This window comes from Nannocystis punicea (genome assembly GCF_026965555.1).
GTDB lineage: Bacteria > Myxococcota_A > Polyangia > Nannocystales > Nannocystaceae > Nannocystis > Nannocystis punicea.
Genome location: NZ_CP114040.1, coordinates 10,053,786 through 10,068,665, shown reverse-complemented (window position 1 = coordinate 10,068,665; position 14,880 = coordinate 10,053,786). Strand labels below are relative to the sequence as shown.

13 protein-coding genes are annotated in these 14,880 nt (G+C 73.3%); 11 read left to right on the top strand and 2 right to left on the bottom strand.

Features of this window, described 5'->3' with window-relative positions; translation table 11 throughout:
* Positions 1-130 precede the first annotated feature (130 nt).
* From O0S08_RS38535 to O0S08_RS38495, 9 genes are all read left to right on the top strand, one after another.
* Complete coding sequence (locus tag O0S08_RS38535; protein WP_269034467.1) at positions 131-1,258, top strand: glycosyltransferase; 1,128 nt, start codon at positions 131-133, stop codon at positions 1,256-1,258.
* Positions 1,258-2,031 carry a glucose-1-phosphate cytidylyltransferase gene (rfbF, locus tag O0S08_RS38530; protein ID WP_269034466.1) on the top strand — a complete coding sequence of 258 codons (774 nt, stop codon included), beginning with the start codon at positions 1,258-1,260 and terminating at the stop codon, positions 2,029-2,031. The genes O0S08_RS38535 and rfbF overlap by 1 nt, the downstream gene beginning before the upstream one ends.
* Before the next feature lies 1 nt (position 2,032).
* The gene (locus O0S08_RS38525; RefSeq protein WP_269034465.1) at positions 2,033-3,010 is read left to right on the top strand and encodes an NAD-dependent epimerase/dehydratase family protein; all 978 of its coding nucleotides are present in this window, start codon (positions 2,033-2,035) and stop codon (positions 3,008-3,010) included.
* Complete coding sequence (locus O0S08_RS38520; RefSeq protein WP_269034464.1) at positions 3,007-3,843, top strand: NAD-dependent epimerase/dehydratase family protein; 837 nt, start codon at positions 3,007-3,009, stop codon at positions 3,841-3,843. The genes O0S08_RS38525 and O0S08_RS38520 overlap by 4 nt, the downstream gene beginning before the upstream one ends.
* 415 nt (positions 3,844-4,258) lie before the next feature.
* Positions 4,259-4,912 carry a class I SAM-dependent methyltransferase gene (locus O0S08_RS38515; RefSeq protein WP_269034463.1) on the top strand — a complete coding sequence of 218 codons (654 nt, stop codon included), beginning with the start codon at positions 4,259-4,261 and terminating at the stop codon, positions 4,910-4,912.
* 2 nt (positions 4,913-4,914) lie between these two features.
* Positions 4,915-6,405, top strand: a complete 1,491-nt coding sequence (locus O0S08_RS38510) for an oligosaccharide flippase family protein (protein ID WP_269034462.1) — start codon at positions 4,915-4,917, stop codon at positions 6,403-6,405.
* A gap of 10 nt (positions 6,406-6,415) precedes the next feature.
* Positions 6,416-7,072 carry an RNA polymerase sigma factor gene (locus O0S08_RS38505; protein WP_269034461.1) on the top strand — a complete coding sequence of 219 codons (657 nt, stop codon included), beginning with the start codon at positions 6,416-6,418 and terminating at the stop codon, positions 7,070-7,072.
* Positions 7,073-7,143: 71 nt separating this feature from the next.
* Complete coding sequence (locus O0S08_RS38500) at positions 7,144-10,632, top strand: serine/threonine-protein kinase (protein ID WP_269034460.1); 3,489 nt, start codon at positions 7,144-7,146, stop codon at positions 10,630-10,632.
* A gap of 459 nt (positions 10,633-11,091) precedes the next feature.
* Positions 11,092-11,721 carry a GIDE domain-containing protein gene (locus O0S08_RS38495; protein WP_269034459.1) on the top strand — a complete coding sequence of 210 codons (630 nt, stop codon included), beginning with the start codon at positions 11,092-11,094 and terminating at the stop codon, positions 11,719-11,721.
* Between the two features lie 471 nt (positions 11,722-12,192).
* Here the strand turns inward: O0S08_RS38495 and O0S08_RS38490 are convergent, their stop codons facing one another.
* Entirely contained in the window at positions 12,193-12,315 is a 123-nt protein-coding gene (locus tag O0S08_RS38490) for a hypothetical protein (RefSeq protein WP_269034458.1), read from the bottom strand.
* A 106-nt stretch (positions 12,316-12,421) separates the two neighbouring features.
* On the opposite strand from O0S08_RS38490, the gene O0S08_RS38485 reads away from it, so the two are divergent.
* Both O0S08_RS38485 and O0S08_RS38480 read left to right on the top strand, forming a co-directional pair.
* Positions 12,422-13,369, top strand: coding sequence for a ketopantoate reductase family protein (locus tag O0S08_RS38485; RefSeq protein ID WP_269034457.1), 948 nt, complete (start codon positions 12,422-12,424; stop codon positions 13,367-13,369).
* Positions 13,370-13,689: 320 nt separating this feature from the next.
* Complete coding sequence (locus tag O0S08_RS38480; RefSeq protein ID WP_269034456.1) at positions 13,690-14,154, top strand: hypothetical protein; 465 nt, start codon at positions 13,690-13,692, stop codon at positions 14,152-14,154.
* Between the two features lie 94 nt (positions 14,155-14,248).
* On the opposite strand, the gene O0S08_RS38475 is transcribed toward O0S08_RS38480, so the two are convergent.
* Positions 14,249-14,842: a class I SAM-dependent methyltransferase gene (locus tag O0S08_RS38475; RefSeq protein ID WP_269034455.1), complete on the bottom strand. Its 594-nt coding sequence runs from the start codon at positions 14,840-14,842 to the stop codon at positions 14,249-14,251.
* Positions 14,843-14,880: the final 38 nt, after the last annotated feature.

The window sequence follows — 14,880 nt, the reverse complement described above, 5'->3', positions numbered from 1 at the left end:
CGCGATACCAGAGCTCGGCGAGGACTGCGTGCCGAGGCGGCCGCGGAGGGCGTGCGGCAAGTCATGGGTGGGCGAGGGCCGGTTGACACCCTCGCGCGCCGGAGCGTACGTTCGCGGCCGTTCGCTCGGCATGTCGACCTCGCCGACCGTCGGCTTTGTGCGCCACGAATTCCTGCCGCCGTCGGAGACGTTCATCTACACGTCGATGCGGTCGCTGCGGCGCTACGCGGTGCGCGTGTTCGCGGTCGAACGCCTGTCGCGCGACAAGTTCCCGGAGGGCGAGGTGACCGCGCTGCGCGACCTGCCGCTCGGGGCGCTCGAGGCGCTGCTGTACCGCGCGACCACGCTGTCGCCGCGGCTGTCGCGGTGGGCCCGCGGGGTGTCGCTGATCCACGCGCACCTCGGCCAGACGGGGGCGCACGCGCTGCTCACGGCGGCCCGCTGCGGGCTGCCGCTGGTGACCAGCTTCTACGGCAAGGACGTGACCGTCCGCCGCTCGCGGCTGCGGCTGCTGCCGGCCTACTGGCACTTCGCCGCGCTGGCGCCGGCGCTGTTCCGCCGCGGCGACCGCTTCCTCGCGCTGTCGCAGCACATGCGCGGGGAGCTCGTCGCCCAGGGCTGTCCCGAGAGCAAGATCCGCGTGGTGCCGCTCGGCGTCGACCTGTCGCGGTTCCAGCCGACGCAGCGGGCCCCGCGGGCGCGCACGCGGGTGCTGATGGTCGGCCGCGAGGTCGAGAAGAAGGGCTTTGACGACGGCCTGCGGGCCTGCGCCGAGGCGCGCGCGGCGGGGGCTGACCTCGAGGTCATGCTCCTGGGGACAGGTTCGGCGGGGGCCGGGCCGCTGCGGGCGCTGGCGGAGTCGCTGCGGCTCGACGTGACGTGGGCGGCGCCGGCGACACCTGTCTCTTCGGCCATGCAAGAGGCGGACGTGCTGCTGGTGCCGAGCCGGACCGCCCGCGACGGCGACCAGGAGGGCACGCCGACGGTGATCTGCGAGGGTTCGGCGGCGGGGCTGCCGATCGTGGCGACGCGGCACGCGGGGATCCCCGAGCAGGTCGAGCACGAGCAGACGGGGCTCCTGGCCGCGGAGCGCGACGTCGCCGGGCTGGCGGGGCACCTGGTGCGTCTGTCCCGAAGTGCAGACGAGCGGCACGCCCTCGGCGAGGCCGGGCGGCGCAAGATGCAGGCGGAGTACAGCGTGGAGGCCCACCGCGAGCGCCTCCAGGCGGTCTACGACGAGGTCCTGGGGAGGTCGTGATGAAGGTCGTCATCCTGTGCGGGGGCAAGGGGACCCGCTTCAAAGAGCAGACGGAGCTGCGTCCCAAGCCGATGATCGAGGTCGCGGGGCGGCCGATCCTCTGGCACATCATGAGCTACTACGCGTCGTTCGGGTTCGACGACTTCGTGCTGTGTCTCGGCTACCGCGCCGAGGTGATCAAGCGCTACTTCCTCGACTTCGCGGCGCTGTCGGGCGACTTCACGGTCGACCTCGGGCAGGGCGGGAAGTTGACGCTGCACAACCCGCCCGAGGCGCGCTGGCGCGTGACCTGCGTCGACACCGGCGAGGAGGCGATGACCGGGGCGCGGCTGCGCCGGGTCGGCCGTCACCTCGACGAGGACGACTTCATGCTGACCTACGGCGACGGCCTGTGCGACGTCGACCTGCGCGCGCTGCTGGCGTTCCACCGCAGCCACGGCAAGATCGGGACGGTCACCGGGGTGCGGCCGCAGAGCCGCTTCGGCGAGCTGCTGACCGACGGCGACCGCGTCGACCGCTTCAGCGAGAAGCCGGCCGTCACCGAGGGCTGGATCAACGGCGGCTTCTTCGTGTTCCGCCGCGGCATGCTCGAGTACGTGCGCGACGACGACGCCTGCACGCTCGAGCGCGAGCCGCTCGAGCAGCTGGCCGCCGACGACCAGCTGCGGGTCCACCGGCACGAGGGCTTCTGGCAGTGCATGGACACCTTCCGCGACCTGCAGCTGTTGGAGCGCGCGTGGACCGGCGGCGCGGCGCCGTGGAGGAAGTGGTAATATGTCCTTTTGGACAGACAAGAACGTGCTCGTCACCGGGGCGACCGGGCTGCTCGGCAGCCACATGGTCGAGGAGCTGCTGGCCCGCGGGGCGGCGCCGGTGTGCCTGGTCCGCGACGGGGTGCCGCGCAGCCTGTTCCACGGCCGCGGGCTCGACCGCCGCTGCGTCAGCGTGCAGGGCCAGCTCGAGGACTACGCGCTGCTCGAGCGGGTGATCAACGAGCACGAGATCGAGGCGGTGTTCCACCTCGGGGCGCAGACGATCGTCGGCACCGCCGGGCGCAACCCGCTGTCGACCTGGGAGGCCAACGTCCGCGGCTCGTACAACCTGCTCGAGGCGTGCCGACGCAACGAGCGCAAGGTCCGGCGGGTCGTCGTCGCCAGCTCCGACAAGGCCTACGGCGACCAGCCGGTGCTGCCGTACACCGAAGCGTCGCCGCTCGAGGGCCGCTTCCCCTACGACTGCTCGAAGAGCTGCACCGACCTGATCGCCCGCTGCTACTTCGACAGCTACCAGCTGCCGGTGTGCGTGACCCGCTGCGGCAACCTGTTCGGGCCCGGCGACCTCAACTGGAACCGCATCATCCCCGGGACGGTGCGCTCGGTGGTCCGCGGCGAGCGGCCGATCGTGCGCAGCGACGGGACCTTCGTGCGCGACTACGTGTACGTCGGCGACGCGGTGGCGGCGTACCTCGAGCTGGCCGAGCAGATGGACCGGCCCGAGGTGGTCGGCGAGGCGTTCAACTTCTCCGACGAGCGGCCGCAGAGCGTGCTCGAGATCGTCGACCGGGTGCTCGGCCACATGGACGCGCGCCACCTGCCGCCGGTGATCCTCGGCGAGGCGTCGCGGGAGATCCGCGAGCAATTCCTGGCGTCCGAGAAGGCGCGGCGGGTGCTCGGCTGGCGCCCGCGCCACGGGCTCGACGAGGGCCTGCAGCGCACGATCGCCTGGTACCGCGAGCTGCTGGGGGCGGCGTGACGGGCGCGGCCGTGGCGATCGGCGGCGGCGGCGGCTTCATCGGCCGCGCCGCCGCGGGCGCGCTCGCCGGGGCGCCGGTGGTCGCGTTCGGTCGCGAGGGCCTGTCGGAACGGACATGTCCGGAAGTGCATGTGCTGATCTGGGCCGGCGGCGGCCGCGAGGGCGGCGAGGAGGCGCTGGCGGAGGCGCACGTGGCCGCGCCGCTGCGGGCGCTGGCGGTGGCGGCGGCGCGCGGGGCTCGGCGGGTGGTGTACGTCAGCACCGGCGAGGTCTACGGGCTGCAGCCGGTGCCCTTCGTCGAGGACGCGCAGCGGCTCGGCGACACGCCGTACGCGCGGGCGAAGATCCGCGGCGAGGACGAGGTCCGCGCGGCGGCGGCCCGGCTCGGCCTCGAGGCGGTGATCGTCCGCCCGGGGGTGGTCTACGGGCCAGGTCAGCGCCCGGGGATGCTGATCCCGTCGCTGCTCGCGGCCCTGCGGGCGGGCCGGCGGTTCGCGTGCACGCCCGGGGAGCAGACCCGCGACTTCATCCACGTCCGCGACGTGGCCCGCCTGCTGGCCCGCTGCACCGAGCGCAGCGCGCCCGCCGGGGTCTACAACGCCGGCACCGGGGTCGAGTCGGCCGTGGCGATGGTGGTGCAGGCGCTGGCGTGGCGCCTGGACCGCACGGACCTGGTCGACCTCGGCGCGCTGCCGTACCGCGGCAGCGAGGTGATGCGCTACGTGCTCGACCCGGCGCGCGCGAAGGAGCGGCTCGGCTTCGTCGCCCAGGTCGCGCTGGCCGGCGGGCTCGAGTCGGTGGCGAGCAGCCCCGAGGAGCAGGTCGGTGCCTGAGCGGAACGTGGCCGAGAGAGTAGGTGCTGGCCGTGCGTGTGAGTCGGCTGTCCGGAGGGGCAGGTCGTGCCTGAGCGGAAGGTGGCCGAGAGCAGGTGCTGGCCGTGCGTGTGGGTCGGCTGTCCGGAGGGGCAGGTCGGTGCCCGAGCGGAACGTGGCCGAAAGAGCAGGTCCTGGTCGTGCGTGTGGATCGGCTGTCCGGAGGGGCAGGTCGGTGCCCGAGCGGAACGTGGCCGAGAGAGCAGGTGCTGGCCGTGTGTGTGAGTCGGCTGTCCCGAGGAGCAGGTCTGTGCCTGAGCGAAACGTGGCCGAAAGAGCAGGTGCGCGTGTGGGTCGGCTGTCCCGAGGAGCAGGTCGATGCTAGAGCGGCGATGCGAGCGGGGGCCGAGGTTCGGCTGTCCCGAGGAGCAGGTCGGTGCTTGAGGTCGAGGCGCGGTGGTTGCGGGCGCGGCTGCAGGAGCTCGGCGACGCCGAGCTGACGCCGCTGCTCAACCTCGGCAGCAGCGACCTGCAGTTCCGCACGGTCGTGCAGCCGTGGATCGACCGCGAGGTGTTCGCGCCGCTGCGGGGGCGCGGGGCGGCGATCGTGCACAGCGACCTGAAGGCGCTGCCGGGGGTCGACATCGCCGCGGACGCGCTGAGCGAGGCGGGCAGGGCCCGCCTGCGCGCGGTCGGGGCGCGGGCGATCCTGTGCTGCAACATGCTCGAGCACGTGACCGACCGCGCAGCCCTGGCCGCCGGCCTGTCGGCGCTCGTGCCCGCCGGCGGGCTGCTGGTGGTCACGGTGCCGTTCAGCTACCCGTACCACCCCGACCCGATCGACACGTACTATCGACCTGACCCCAAGGACATGTCCCGCGAGCTGTTCCCGGAGCTGCGCCTGGTCCGCGCCGAGGTCGTCGACGGGCCGAGCTACGGGCCCGAGCTGCTGCGCCGGCCGTGGCTGCTGGTCCGCGACGTCCGCAAGCTGGCTGGCCTTCGGGACAGCCCGAGCGGGACCGCGGGCTCGCGCCTGCGGTGGCTGTTTCGCCCCTACCGGGTCAGCTGCGCGGTGCTGCGGCGGGAGTGAGGATGTCGGAGCGCGAGGAGCAGGTCCGCGTCAACCAGAGCCTGGCGTGGGTCGGCACGGCCACGGCGCTGATGGGCGTGCTCGACGTGGCGACCAAGGCGGTGCTGCTGGCGATCTGGATCAGCCCGGAGGAGTACGGGGTGGCGACGCTGGCGCTGGCGGCGATCCCGATCCTCGACCTGGCGACCGAGCTGGGGCTGCCGGGGGCGCTGGTCCAGCAGGGCGACCACACGCCGGCGCGCCTGTCGACGGTGTTCTGGCTCAACCTGCTCCTGTCGCTCACGATCGTCGCGGCGATCTTCTTCGCCGTCGCGCCGCTGCTCGCCAGCCACTACGAGGCGCCGATCGTCGGCTGGATGCTGCAGGCGCACTGCGTCAAGCTGCTGCTGCAGAACCTGTACATGGTGCCGGGGGCGCTGATGATCCGCGAGCTGCGCTTCCGCGAGTTCTCGCTGATCCGCTTCCTCGCCAGCGTGGCCGAGAACGTGGCGCTGCTGGTCGCGGCGCCGCTGGTGGGGATCTGGTGCTTCATCGCCGGGGCGATCGGCCGCACCGTGGTGACCACCGCGGGGGTGCAGTACTTCCAGGCGTGGCTGCCGCGCTTCCTGTTCGACTGGGCGGCCACCCGCGAGGCGGTGCTGTTCGGCCTCAAGACCTCGCTCAGCCGGATCCTCTTCTTCGTCTACACCGGCCTCGACTTCTACATCGTCGGCTCCTTCTTCGGCCGCGCCGCCCTCGGCCTCTACAAGGCCGCCGCCGACCTCGCGCTCGACCCGGCCCGCATCATCTCCACGGTGGTCGTGTCGGTGGCGTTCCCGGCGTTCTCGCGCGCGCGCGACCGGCCGGCCGCGCTCGCGGAACAGTTTTTAAAATTGTCGCGGCTCAGCTTCCTCGTCGTCGCCGGCTTCCTGGTGATCGTGGTGCCGGCGGCGCCCGACCTGCTGCTGCTGCTCGACGAGCAGTGGGTCGGCGCGGCGGCGGCGGTGCGGGTGCTGGCGATCGCGGCGCTGTTGCGGGCGCTCAGCGCGGTGGTCCCTCCGCTCCTCGACGGGGTCGGCCGGCCGAGCCTGACCCTGACCTACATGGCGGTGGCGGCGGTGACGATGCCGCTGTGGTTCGCGGTGGCGGCGATCGTGCTCGGCGACTGGCTCGGCTACGCGTCGGTGGCGTGGGCGTGGGTGCTCGGCTACCCGGTCGCGTTCTGGGTGCTGCTCCGCTTCGCCCTGCGCCACCTGCAGCTCGACGTCGGCCGCTACGTCGGGTCGCTGCTCCGCCTGGCCTTGTGGACAGGTCTGGCGATCGCCGCGGGCGCGGGCGTCCGCATGCTGCTGGCCGGGGCGGTGCCGCTGCCGCTGGTGCGCGCGCTGGTGACGGCGGCGACGTCGATGGGGACGTTCCTGGCGGCGCTGGTGCTGGCCGAGGGGATCACCCCGCGCTCGGTGTCGGCGGCCCTGAAGCCGCCGCCCCGTGACGCCGCGCCGGCGATCGAGTAGAGCTGCAGTCGTGGGACCCGAAGCCGGCGACGACGACCTCTCGCTCCTGCGCGCCTGGCAAGCCGGCGCGACCGCGGCCGGCCGGACGCTGGTGGCCCGCCACTACCCCAGCGTGTACCGGTTCTTCTTCGCCAAGGTGAGCGGCGACGCCTGCGAGGACCTGGCCCAGGCGACCTTCGAGACGCTGTGCCGACGACGCGACGCGTTCCGCGGCGGCTCGTCGTCGTTCAAGGGGTTCCTGTTCGGCATCGCCCGCAACAAGCTGCTCGAGTACATCCGCCACCGCTCGCGCCGCGGGCCGACGTTCGATCCGGGGGAGGACAGCGTGATCGACCCGGCCACCGAGGCGTCGCTGTCGTCGCTGCTGGCAGACCGGCAGATCGAGCACGTGGTGTCGCAGGCGCTGCGCGGGCTCAACCTCGACGACCAGATCTTGCTCGAGCTGAAAGAGTACGAGCAGCTGACGGCCCGCGAGCTGGCCGAGCTGTTCGCGGTCCCGGCCGGGACGATGGCGGGACGGATCGCCCGCGCCCGTCAGCGCCTGCGCGAGGCGACCGACCGGCTGCTGGCCCAACCTGACCTGAGGGACAGCCGCGAACGCGACCTCGACAGCGCGATGCGCAGCATCTTCGAGAAGATCGACGACCACCTCCGCGGCCCGCGTTGAGCGGGCGTCGCGCGGACGCGCCAGCGTCTTTTTCGCCGATCAAAGTCGCCGCAACCAGCACTCGACCGGTGATGCGCCCCGAGCTCCCGCCCCCGCCCTCGCCCGACCCCGCCGCCCTCGCGCGCGCCCAGGCCCGCCTGCTCGCGGGGCTGTCGCGGTTCGGCCGCGAGTCGACGGCGGCGGGCGAGGCGTCGGGGCGCGTGACGTGGCTCGGACCGCAGGGCGACTGGGAGACGGGCCGCGCGGAGGCGTCGGCCGGCGAGCGCTACCGCTTCGGGGCGGTGTTCGCCCGCGGCGGGCTCGGAGCGGTCCGCCGCGCCGAGGACCTCAAGCTCGGGCGCACCGTGGCGATCAAGGAGCTGCTGCGCTTCGACGAGCGGTCGGTGCAGCGGTTCGTCCGCGAGGCGGCGATCACCGCCCGCCTGCAGCACCCCGGCATCGTGCCGCTGTACGACCTCGGGCGCGGCGACGACGGGCGGCCGTTCCTGTGCATGAAGCTGGTCGAGGGCGCCTCGCTCGAGCAGCGGATCGCCGGCAGCGCCGACGTGAGCGCGCGGCTCGGCCTGGTGCCGCACGTGATCGCGGCGGCGGAGGCGATCGCCTACGCGCACCGCGAGGGCGTGATCCACCGCGACCTCAAGCCGGCCAACCTGCTGGTCGGCGAGTTCGGCGAGGCGGTGGTGATCGACTGGGGCCTCGCCAAGTACATGTCGCAAGAGACAGATCTTCCCGCGGCCGCCGATGACCGCCAAGATCCGGCGATCTCCGACCTCACCGCCGCCGGCTCGCTGCTCGGGACGATCCGCTACATGCCGCCCGAGCAGGCCCGCGGCGAGCCGCTGGACGGGCGCACCGACATCTACGCGCTCGGGGCGGTGCTCTACCACGTGCTCGCCGGGGTGCCGCCGTTTCACGACCGCCGCGCGGCCGAGCTGATCCACGACGTGCTGGTGGGCCGGCCGCGCCCGCTGGCGCAGCTGGTGCCCGAGGCGCCGCCGGCCCTGGTCGCGGTGGTCGAAAAGGCCATGTCCAAACAGCCAGGCGATCGCTACGCCGACGCGGAGGCGTTCGCCGACGATCTGCGGCGCTACCAGGCCGGCCGGCTGGTCGGCGCGCACGCGTACTCGCTGGCAGAGGTCGGCCGGCTGTGGCTGCGGCGACACCGGGCGGCGGCGACTGTGGCAGCGGCGGCGCTCGTGGCGTTGGTGGCGATCGGCGCGCTGGCGGTCGGACGGATCCGCGAGGCCCGCGACGTCGCCGAGGACCAGCGCGCGGCGGCCGAGACGGCGCAGGAGGTCGCAGAGGCGCGGGCGACCGAGGCCGAGGCGGCGCGGGCGACCGCCGATAGCCGCGCCGACGCGCTGCTGCTGGCGCAGGCGCGGCTGGCGGTCGAGGCCGAGCCGTCGCGGGTCTATCCGCTGCTGGCGCAGCTGCAGCCCGATCCGGCGCGCGACGGCGCGGTGCGGGCGCTGGCGCTGGCGGCGTGGCGACCCGGGATCGCGAGCGCGGCGCTCGCGGGGCCGAACCGACCGCTGCTCGACGGCATCCATCTGGCCGATGGGACATGGATCGCGAGGAGCTTCGACGAGGTGTGGCGCTGGCGGCCGGGGGCGGTCGACGGCGAGCGGCTGGGCGGGCGCGCGGAGCTGGCGGTGACGCCGGACCGCAGGACGTGGGCGCACATCCGCGTCGAGGAGGACACGCGGCCCACGATCGAGGTGCATCGACCGGACGGCGAGGCGCGCTTCATGGCGACGACGGACAAGCCGGCGAGGCTCTATCGCTGGGCGTTGAGCCCGGACGGCGAGCTGCTGTGGGCCTGGCCGATGCTGTCCACGCCCGCGCTCGAGTTCGAGGTGCGGACGGGCGCGCGCCGCCAGCTGCCCGACGCGGGCGCGCCGAGTGCGGTGGCCGGGCTGGCGCTCCACGGGACCCGCGACGGCCGCCGCCTCGCGGCGATGCGCGGCGACACTCTGGTGGTGTGGGACCGCGAGACCGGCGCGGTCGACGTCTCCCGGTATCCGTGCCAGCCCAGGCTGTTCGGCCACCACTGGACGGCCGCCGGGGACGCTCTGGTGGCCGCGTGCGTGGCCGCGAAGCCGGCCGCGGCGGAGGTCGGCCGTCAGCTGGTGTGGCGGGCCGACGCGCCGCCGCGCCTCGTCGAGGCGGACTGGTCGGTGCCCGGGCGCGACGCGCTGGTGTTCATCGCTCACCGCGACGGCTCGACGACCGCGTGGGCCGAGGACCCGGCGGGCCGCCGGCTGTGGACGCGAGATGTCCGAAGGGACAGGGTCGACGACTTCGTGGTGGCGCCGCACGTCAGCCGCGACGGCGGGCTGGTCGAGTGGGACTTCGGCGTCGCCTACGAGGTGATCGACGTGGCCAGCGGGACGCCGGTCGCGTCCGGGCCGTCGACCCTCGACGCGTCGATGCTGGGTGACGGCGAGCTGCTGCTCCCCGGCTCCGGCGGTTACCGCCGCGTGACCACGGCCGAGGCGGCCTGGCAGTCGCGCTGGCCGGCGCCGCGGGAGTCGCCGCGGGCGGCGTTGCTGGCGACGGGCGGCGGCTGGGCGGTGGCGGTCCGGCCCGAGGAGGGCCTGGTCCGGCTCGACCTGAGCTCGGGCGCCACGGAGGCGCTGCCCAGGGCGTGCGGGCCGTGGCAGAGCGACCACCGCCTGATGGCGATCGCGGACGACGGCCGGGTGCTGCTGTCCGCCGGCTCCGGCGTCGGGTGTCTCTTCGGACATGGTCGTGGGGACATCTTCGAGGTGCCGCAGCTCGCGTGGATGGGTCTGGCCTTCGCGCCGGGGCGGTTCGCGATCGGCTTCGCCGACGGCGAGGTCCGCGAGTGGACCTCGCCGTGGGACTCGCGGGCCTTGTCGGTGAACGCTGCCGCCCATGGCCTGCGGTACACGCCCGGTGGGGAGCTGCTGGCGGTGCTGTCCGGCGACGGGGCGGTGACGATGATCGGGCGCGACGGGGAGGCGTGGGTGGCGGTCGAGCCGGCCACGGACGAGCAGAGGTCGGTCCGCTCGAGCCTGGCGTTCGCGCCCACGGGGGCGACCCTCGCGGTGTACCACCGCGGCCAGCCGGAGCTCGAGGTCGTCGACCTCGAGAGCGACGTCCGCCTGCGACTCGCCGGCGCGGCGACGGACGCGGAGGCCGGCATGTTCGTGTCGCTGCGCTTCAGCCCTTCCGGCCGGACGCTGGCGGTGAGCGACGGCGAGCTGCTGCAGGCGTGGTCGCTGGCGCAGCCCGAGGCGCCCACGCGGGTGACGGGCGTGCGCGGACAGGACCTGGCGTTCCTCGACGAGCGGACGCTGGTGGTGGCGGAGGCCGACAGCCGGCTGGTGATCGTCGATCTGGTCGCGGGGACGAAGGCGCCGCTGCGGCCGGCTGCGGGCGGGCGGGCGCGGCCGCAGCTGGCGACGACCGTCGACGGCCTGGTGCTGCTGGCCGGCACCGGCGAGGTGCTGCGCTTCACCGACCGTTTGCCGCCCGCGGGGGCGCCGCTCCAGGCCTGGTTGCGCGATGTTCATGGTCCAAAGGACATGCCCTGAAAGACATGTATAAAGGGTAATCTGCGGACGAGGCGGAAGGGTCGCTGGAGGGGCCTCTTCCTCGCGGACATTGCGGTCCCGGCGCGTGGGCTCACTCGCATGGCCGACGGCCAGGCGGTGCGGGGCCCACGAGCGTGGCTTGCGGGCTTCGACGTGACGAGCTGCTGTCACGAGGGCGGCGCGCACTGCGACCGTCCTGGCCTCATGGCGGCGGTAGTCGCGGGACTGCCGGCCGCGGACCTCGTGGTTCAGCGCGGGCCGGATGCGAGCGAGTGGCGAACGACATGGAGGATTCGGGCCTGTCGTTCAGGACATGTTGCCAAGCGGTCGTGAGACCGAGGTCGCGCCCGCGCCCGGCGCGGTTCGTCCGCGCGCTCGCACGCTGCACGCCCCGGGCCCGCGGCGGCCTGTTGCGGCCGCGTCGGCAGCCGTCGGGGGTCGTGGTAGGATCTGCCGACGATGCCTGTACCGATCTTCGCCGTCGCCGCCGCGGTCATCGCCGGAGTGGGGCTGTCCTACGTGCTGTCGACCGACGCCCGCACGCGTCGGGCGCTGAAGAAGCGGCCGGTGACGCCGGTCCGCGGGCTGCGCGAGGGGGAGGTCGCGCGGGTGCGCGGGCGCGTGGTGGCGGGAGAGCGGGTGCTCGGGGCGCCGCTGTCCAATCGCGCGAGCGTGTACTACGTGGCGACGGTCGACCAGGAGACGGGCCGCAACCACTGGCGCGAGGTGGCCCGCGAGGAGCGCTACGTCGAATTCGCGATCGACGACGGGACCGGCCGTGTGCAGGTCGTGATGAGCGTGCCGCGGGTGGCGGTGGTCCGCGACCATCACACGCGCTCGGGCACGTTCGACGACGCGAGCGAGGTCGAGGAGGCGTTTTTGCGCCGCCACGGGCTGAAGAGCACCAACCTGATCGGGCTCAACATGGGCATCCGCTACGACGAGGGGACGATCGAGCCGGGTGAAGAGGTGACCGTCCTCGGGCTGGTGCGCGCGGAGATCCGCGACGGCAAGCGCGTGCTGGTGCTCGACGCGCCCGACGACGGGCCGCTGCTGCTGAGCGACGATCCTCGCGCGGTTCACGGCTGAGCGATCGCCCACGTGGGGCGTCACGGCTGTGAGCGACGCCCGAAGACCTGCTGCGGAGCGAGGATCCTCGGGCGGGGAAATCGGATGAGCGTTCGCCGTCGCGGGGCGTCACGGCCGTGAGCGATGCGGTCCGAGGACCTGCTGTGGAGCGAGGATCCTCGGGCGGGTAAGCGGATGAGCGTTCGCCGTCGCGGGGCGCCACGGCTGTGAGCGACGCTGCCCGAGGACCTGCTGCGGAGCGACGAGCCTCGGGCGGGGTAAGCGGATGAGCGTTCGCCCGCGTGGGGCGACAAGGCTGTGAGCGACGCGGGCCGAGGACCTGCTGCGGTGCGACGAGCCTCGCGGGGGGACCCGAGCGACGAGCCTCGCCACGGTGAGCGAGTCGCCCCGGGGGGCGTCGCATCGGGAGAGCGATCGGCGACTGCGGGGAGTCGTGCCGGGTCCGGGGCGGGTCGCGCGGAGCTGCGCCGCTCAGCGCTCCCACGGGCGGCCGCGGTGGTTCCACAGGTAGACGGCGAGCACGGCGAGCAGGAGGCCATTATAAAAGGCGACGATGGACAGGATCGAGACGGTGGAGAATGCGACCAGCAACATGCGCGACACCTCGTTCGTCGATGAGGTTGATGCGTCGCGGTCGCGGCGGCGCGCGAAGGTTTTTCGCCGGTTCACGTTACGTCGCGTGATGTGCTAAGGCCTACGCGTGACGCTCACGAGCGCTGCCTCTCCTCGACCGATCTGGATCGTCGGCGCCGGCGCGGTCGGCCTGCACCTCGCGGCGCGCCTGGCCGCGGTCACGGCGGTGACGCTGGTCGCTCGCGGAGCGCGGGTCGACGCGCTGGCGGCCGAGGGGTTCGAGCTGACGGGGGCGGAGCGAGCGCGGGCGCGGGTGCCGGTGCTCGACTTCGCGGCGGCGTGGACGGTGCCGGCGGAGGCGTTCGTGCTGGTGGCGGTCAAGGCGACGCAGCTGGCCGAGACGCTGGAGGCCCTGGCGCCGCGGATGACGCGGGGGCAGGTGCTCGGGCTGTGTCAGAACGGGCTGGGGATCGCGGCGCTCGCCGCAGGGCGAACGGCAGACGCAGCTTTGGTGCGCGTGGCCTGCTGGCTCGGCGCAGGGCTGGCGGGGCCGACGACGGTGCGCGTCGCGGGGGTGTTCCAGCTCGAGCTGGCGGCCGACGAGGAACCTGCTCGTTCGCACATGTCCGAACTGCAAGGTCTGCTGGCGGGCGCGGGGTACCCGGTGAGCGTGGCCGCGTCGATCGCCGCCTGCGAGTGGCGCAAGTCGCTGTGGAACCTCGCGGTCAGCGGACCGTGCGCGCTGCTCGACGCGGTCAACGGGGCGATCCTCGACGTCCCGGAGCTGCGCGCGCTGGCCGAGACGCTGCTGGTCGAGGCGCGCGCGGTGGCTGCCGCCGAAGGGGTGGCGCTGAGTGATGCCGATCTCGAGCGCGTGTTCGCGTCGACCGAGAAGACGCGCGCGAACACCAACGCGATGCTGCAGGACCTGCGGCGCGGGGCGGCGACGGAGATTGCCTTTTTGAATGGGGCGGTGGCGCGGCTGGCCGAGCGACACGGGCTGTCGGCGCCGACGCACGCCGCGGTGGCGCGGCTGATCGCGGCGCGCGAGGTGCTCGGGCGTCGCGAGACCTGAGCCGCCGGAGTGGGCAGTCGCGGAGCGGGGTCATCCCTGCTCCTCGCGCGCCGTCTGCTCGAAAGGTCCGGCGTCGGGGCGCCGCCCGGGCTCGGACGGACACGCGCTCGGGGGTCCTGTCCGCGGCCGGCGATCGGCGACGCCGGACTGCTCGATAGATTCGTCGCTCGGATCCCAATGCGCTCAGAGTGAGGTGCGAGACATTCCCTGCATCGACGCGCCGATGATGACAGCGTGACGGGCGAGAGCTGATTGCGGCGCCTCTCCCGTGGCCGTTCGGCCGGGTGCGAGGTCGTGCGGGATCGGGGCTGAAGGCGGATGTGCCGAGGCTGCTCGGGCCGCAGACGCAGATCAATTTTTCGGCCGGCCGCTGGACGACACCCCGGAGTCTCATCATTGTTGAGCTGCCGTCGACAATGCTGCGAACGGCACCTCAAGAAGCGAAAGGAGACGATCCGATGTTGTTCTTCAACTGCATCCAGAGTGCGCTGTTCAGCGCTGTCACCGCATTTGCCGCGCCCGACGTCGCCGAGCCCGACGAGATTACCGCGCCCAACGACGAGTTCGTCGAGCCCGCGGACGAAAATACCGACGACGGCGTCGAGCGGCGCTCGCGCTATTGCTCGGCGTCGGCGGACTACGGGCGGCAGCTGGCCCGCGTTTGGAACTCCTCGCGCGACCCGTCCGTGTGCCTGCGGGAAAAGCTCGGAGGACGCTCCGATCGCCGCGATTGCTGGTCGGTGGGGCGGGAGATCGGGTGCGAGGAGATCGTCGACGTCAATTAGCGCGTCGAACGAGCCCTCGCGCCGCGCCGCGCTGGCTGTTGGGAATCCTGCTTCCGAGTGATTCGTCGTCGGGGCCTCGCGGCCCGGCCGGCGATCAGCCGCGCGGGCGCGCGAGGACCATCGTCCACGGGAACACGCCCGGGGCGGCGAGGACCTCGAAGTCGCGGGCGACGAAGCGGTGGAAGCCGGCGCGGCCCCAGTGGTTGACGTGCTCGGGGTCGTTGCCCAGGCGGGTGAGGTTCTTGCCGCGCATGAAGTTGAGGGCGCAGAAGAACGGCTCGCGCGGGACGCTGAGGAGGACGTGGCGGCGGGCCAGGCGGCGCAGGATGGGCAGCATCTGCGCGGGGCCGGGGATGTGCTCGAGGACCTCGAGCATCATGACCATGTCGAAGCTGCGGCCGTCGTCGATGAGCTGGCGCGCGTCCATGACGTCGAGCCGGGCGCGCTCGCCGATCCGCGCGCGGGCGTCGGCGATCGCGGGGCCGGACAGGTCGACGCCGGTGAACTCGGCGTCGATGCCGGCCTGCAGCAGGGCCTCGATCATGAAGCCCTCGCCGCAGCCGAGGTCGAGGATCGTCCGCGGCGCGGCCTGCCGCACCAGCGCCGCGGCCTCGCGCTTGAAGCGGGCGATGAGGGCGCGCTGGATCGGGTTCTTGCTCTCGTGCTTCTGCTTGTTGCCGCTGGTCATGCGGGTCTCGAGATCGATGGTTCGCGCGCGCGGCCGCG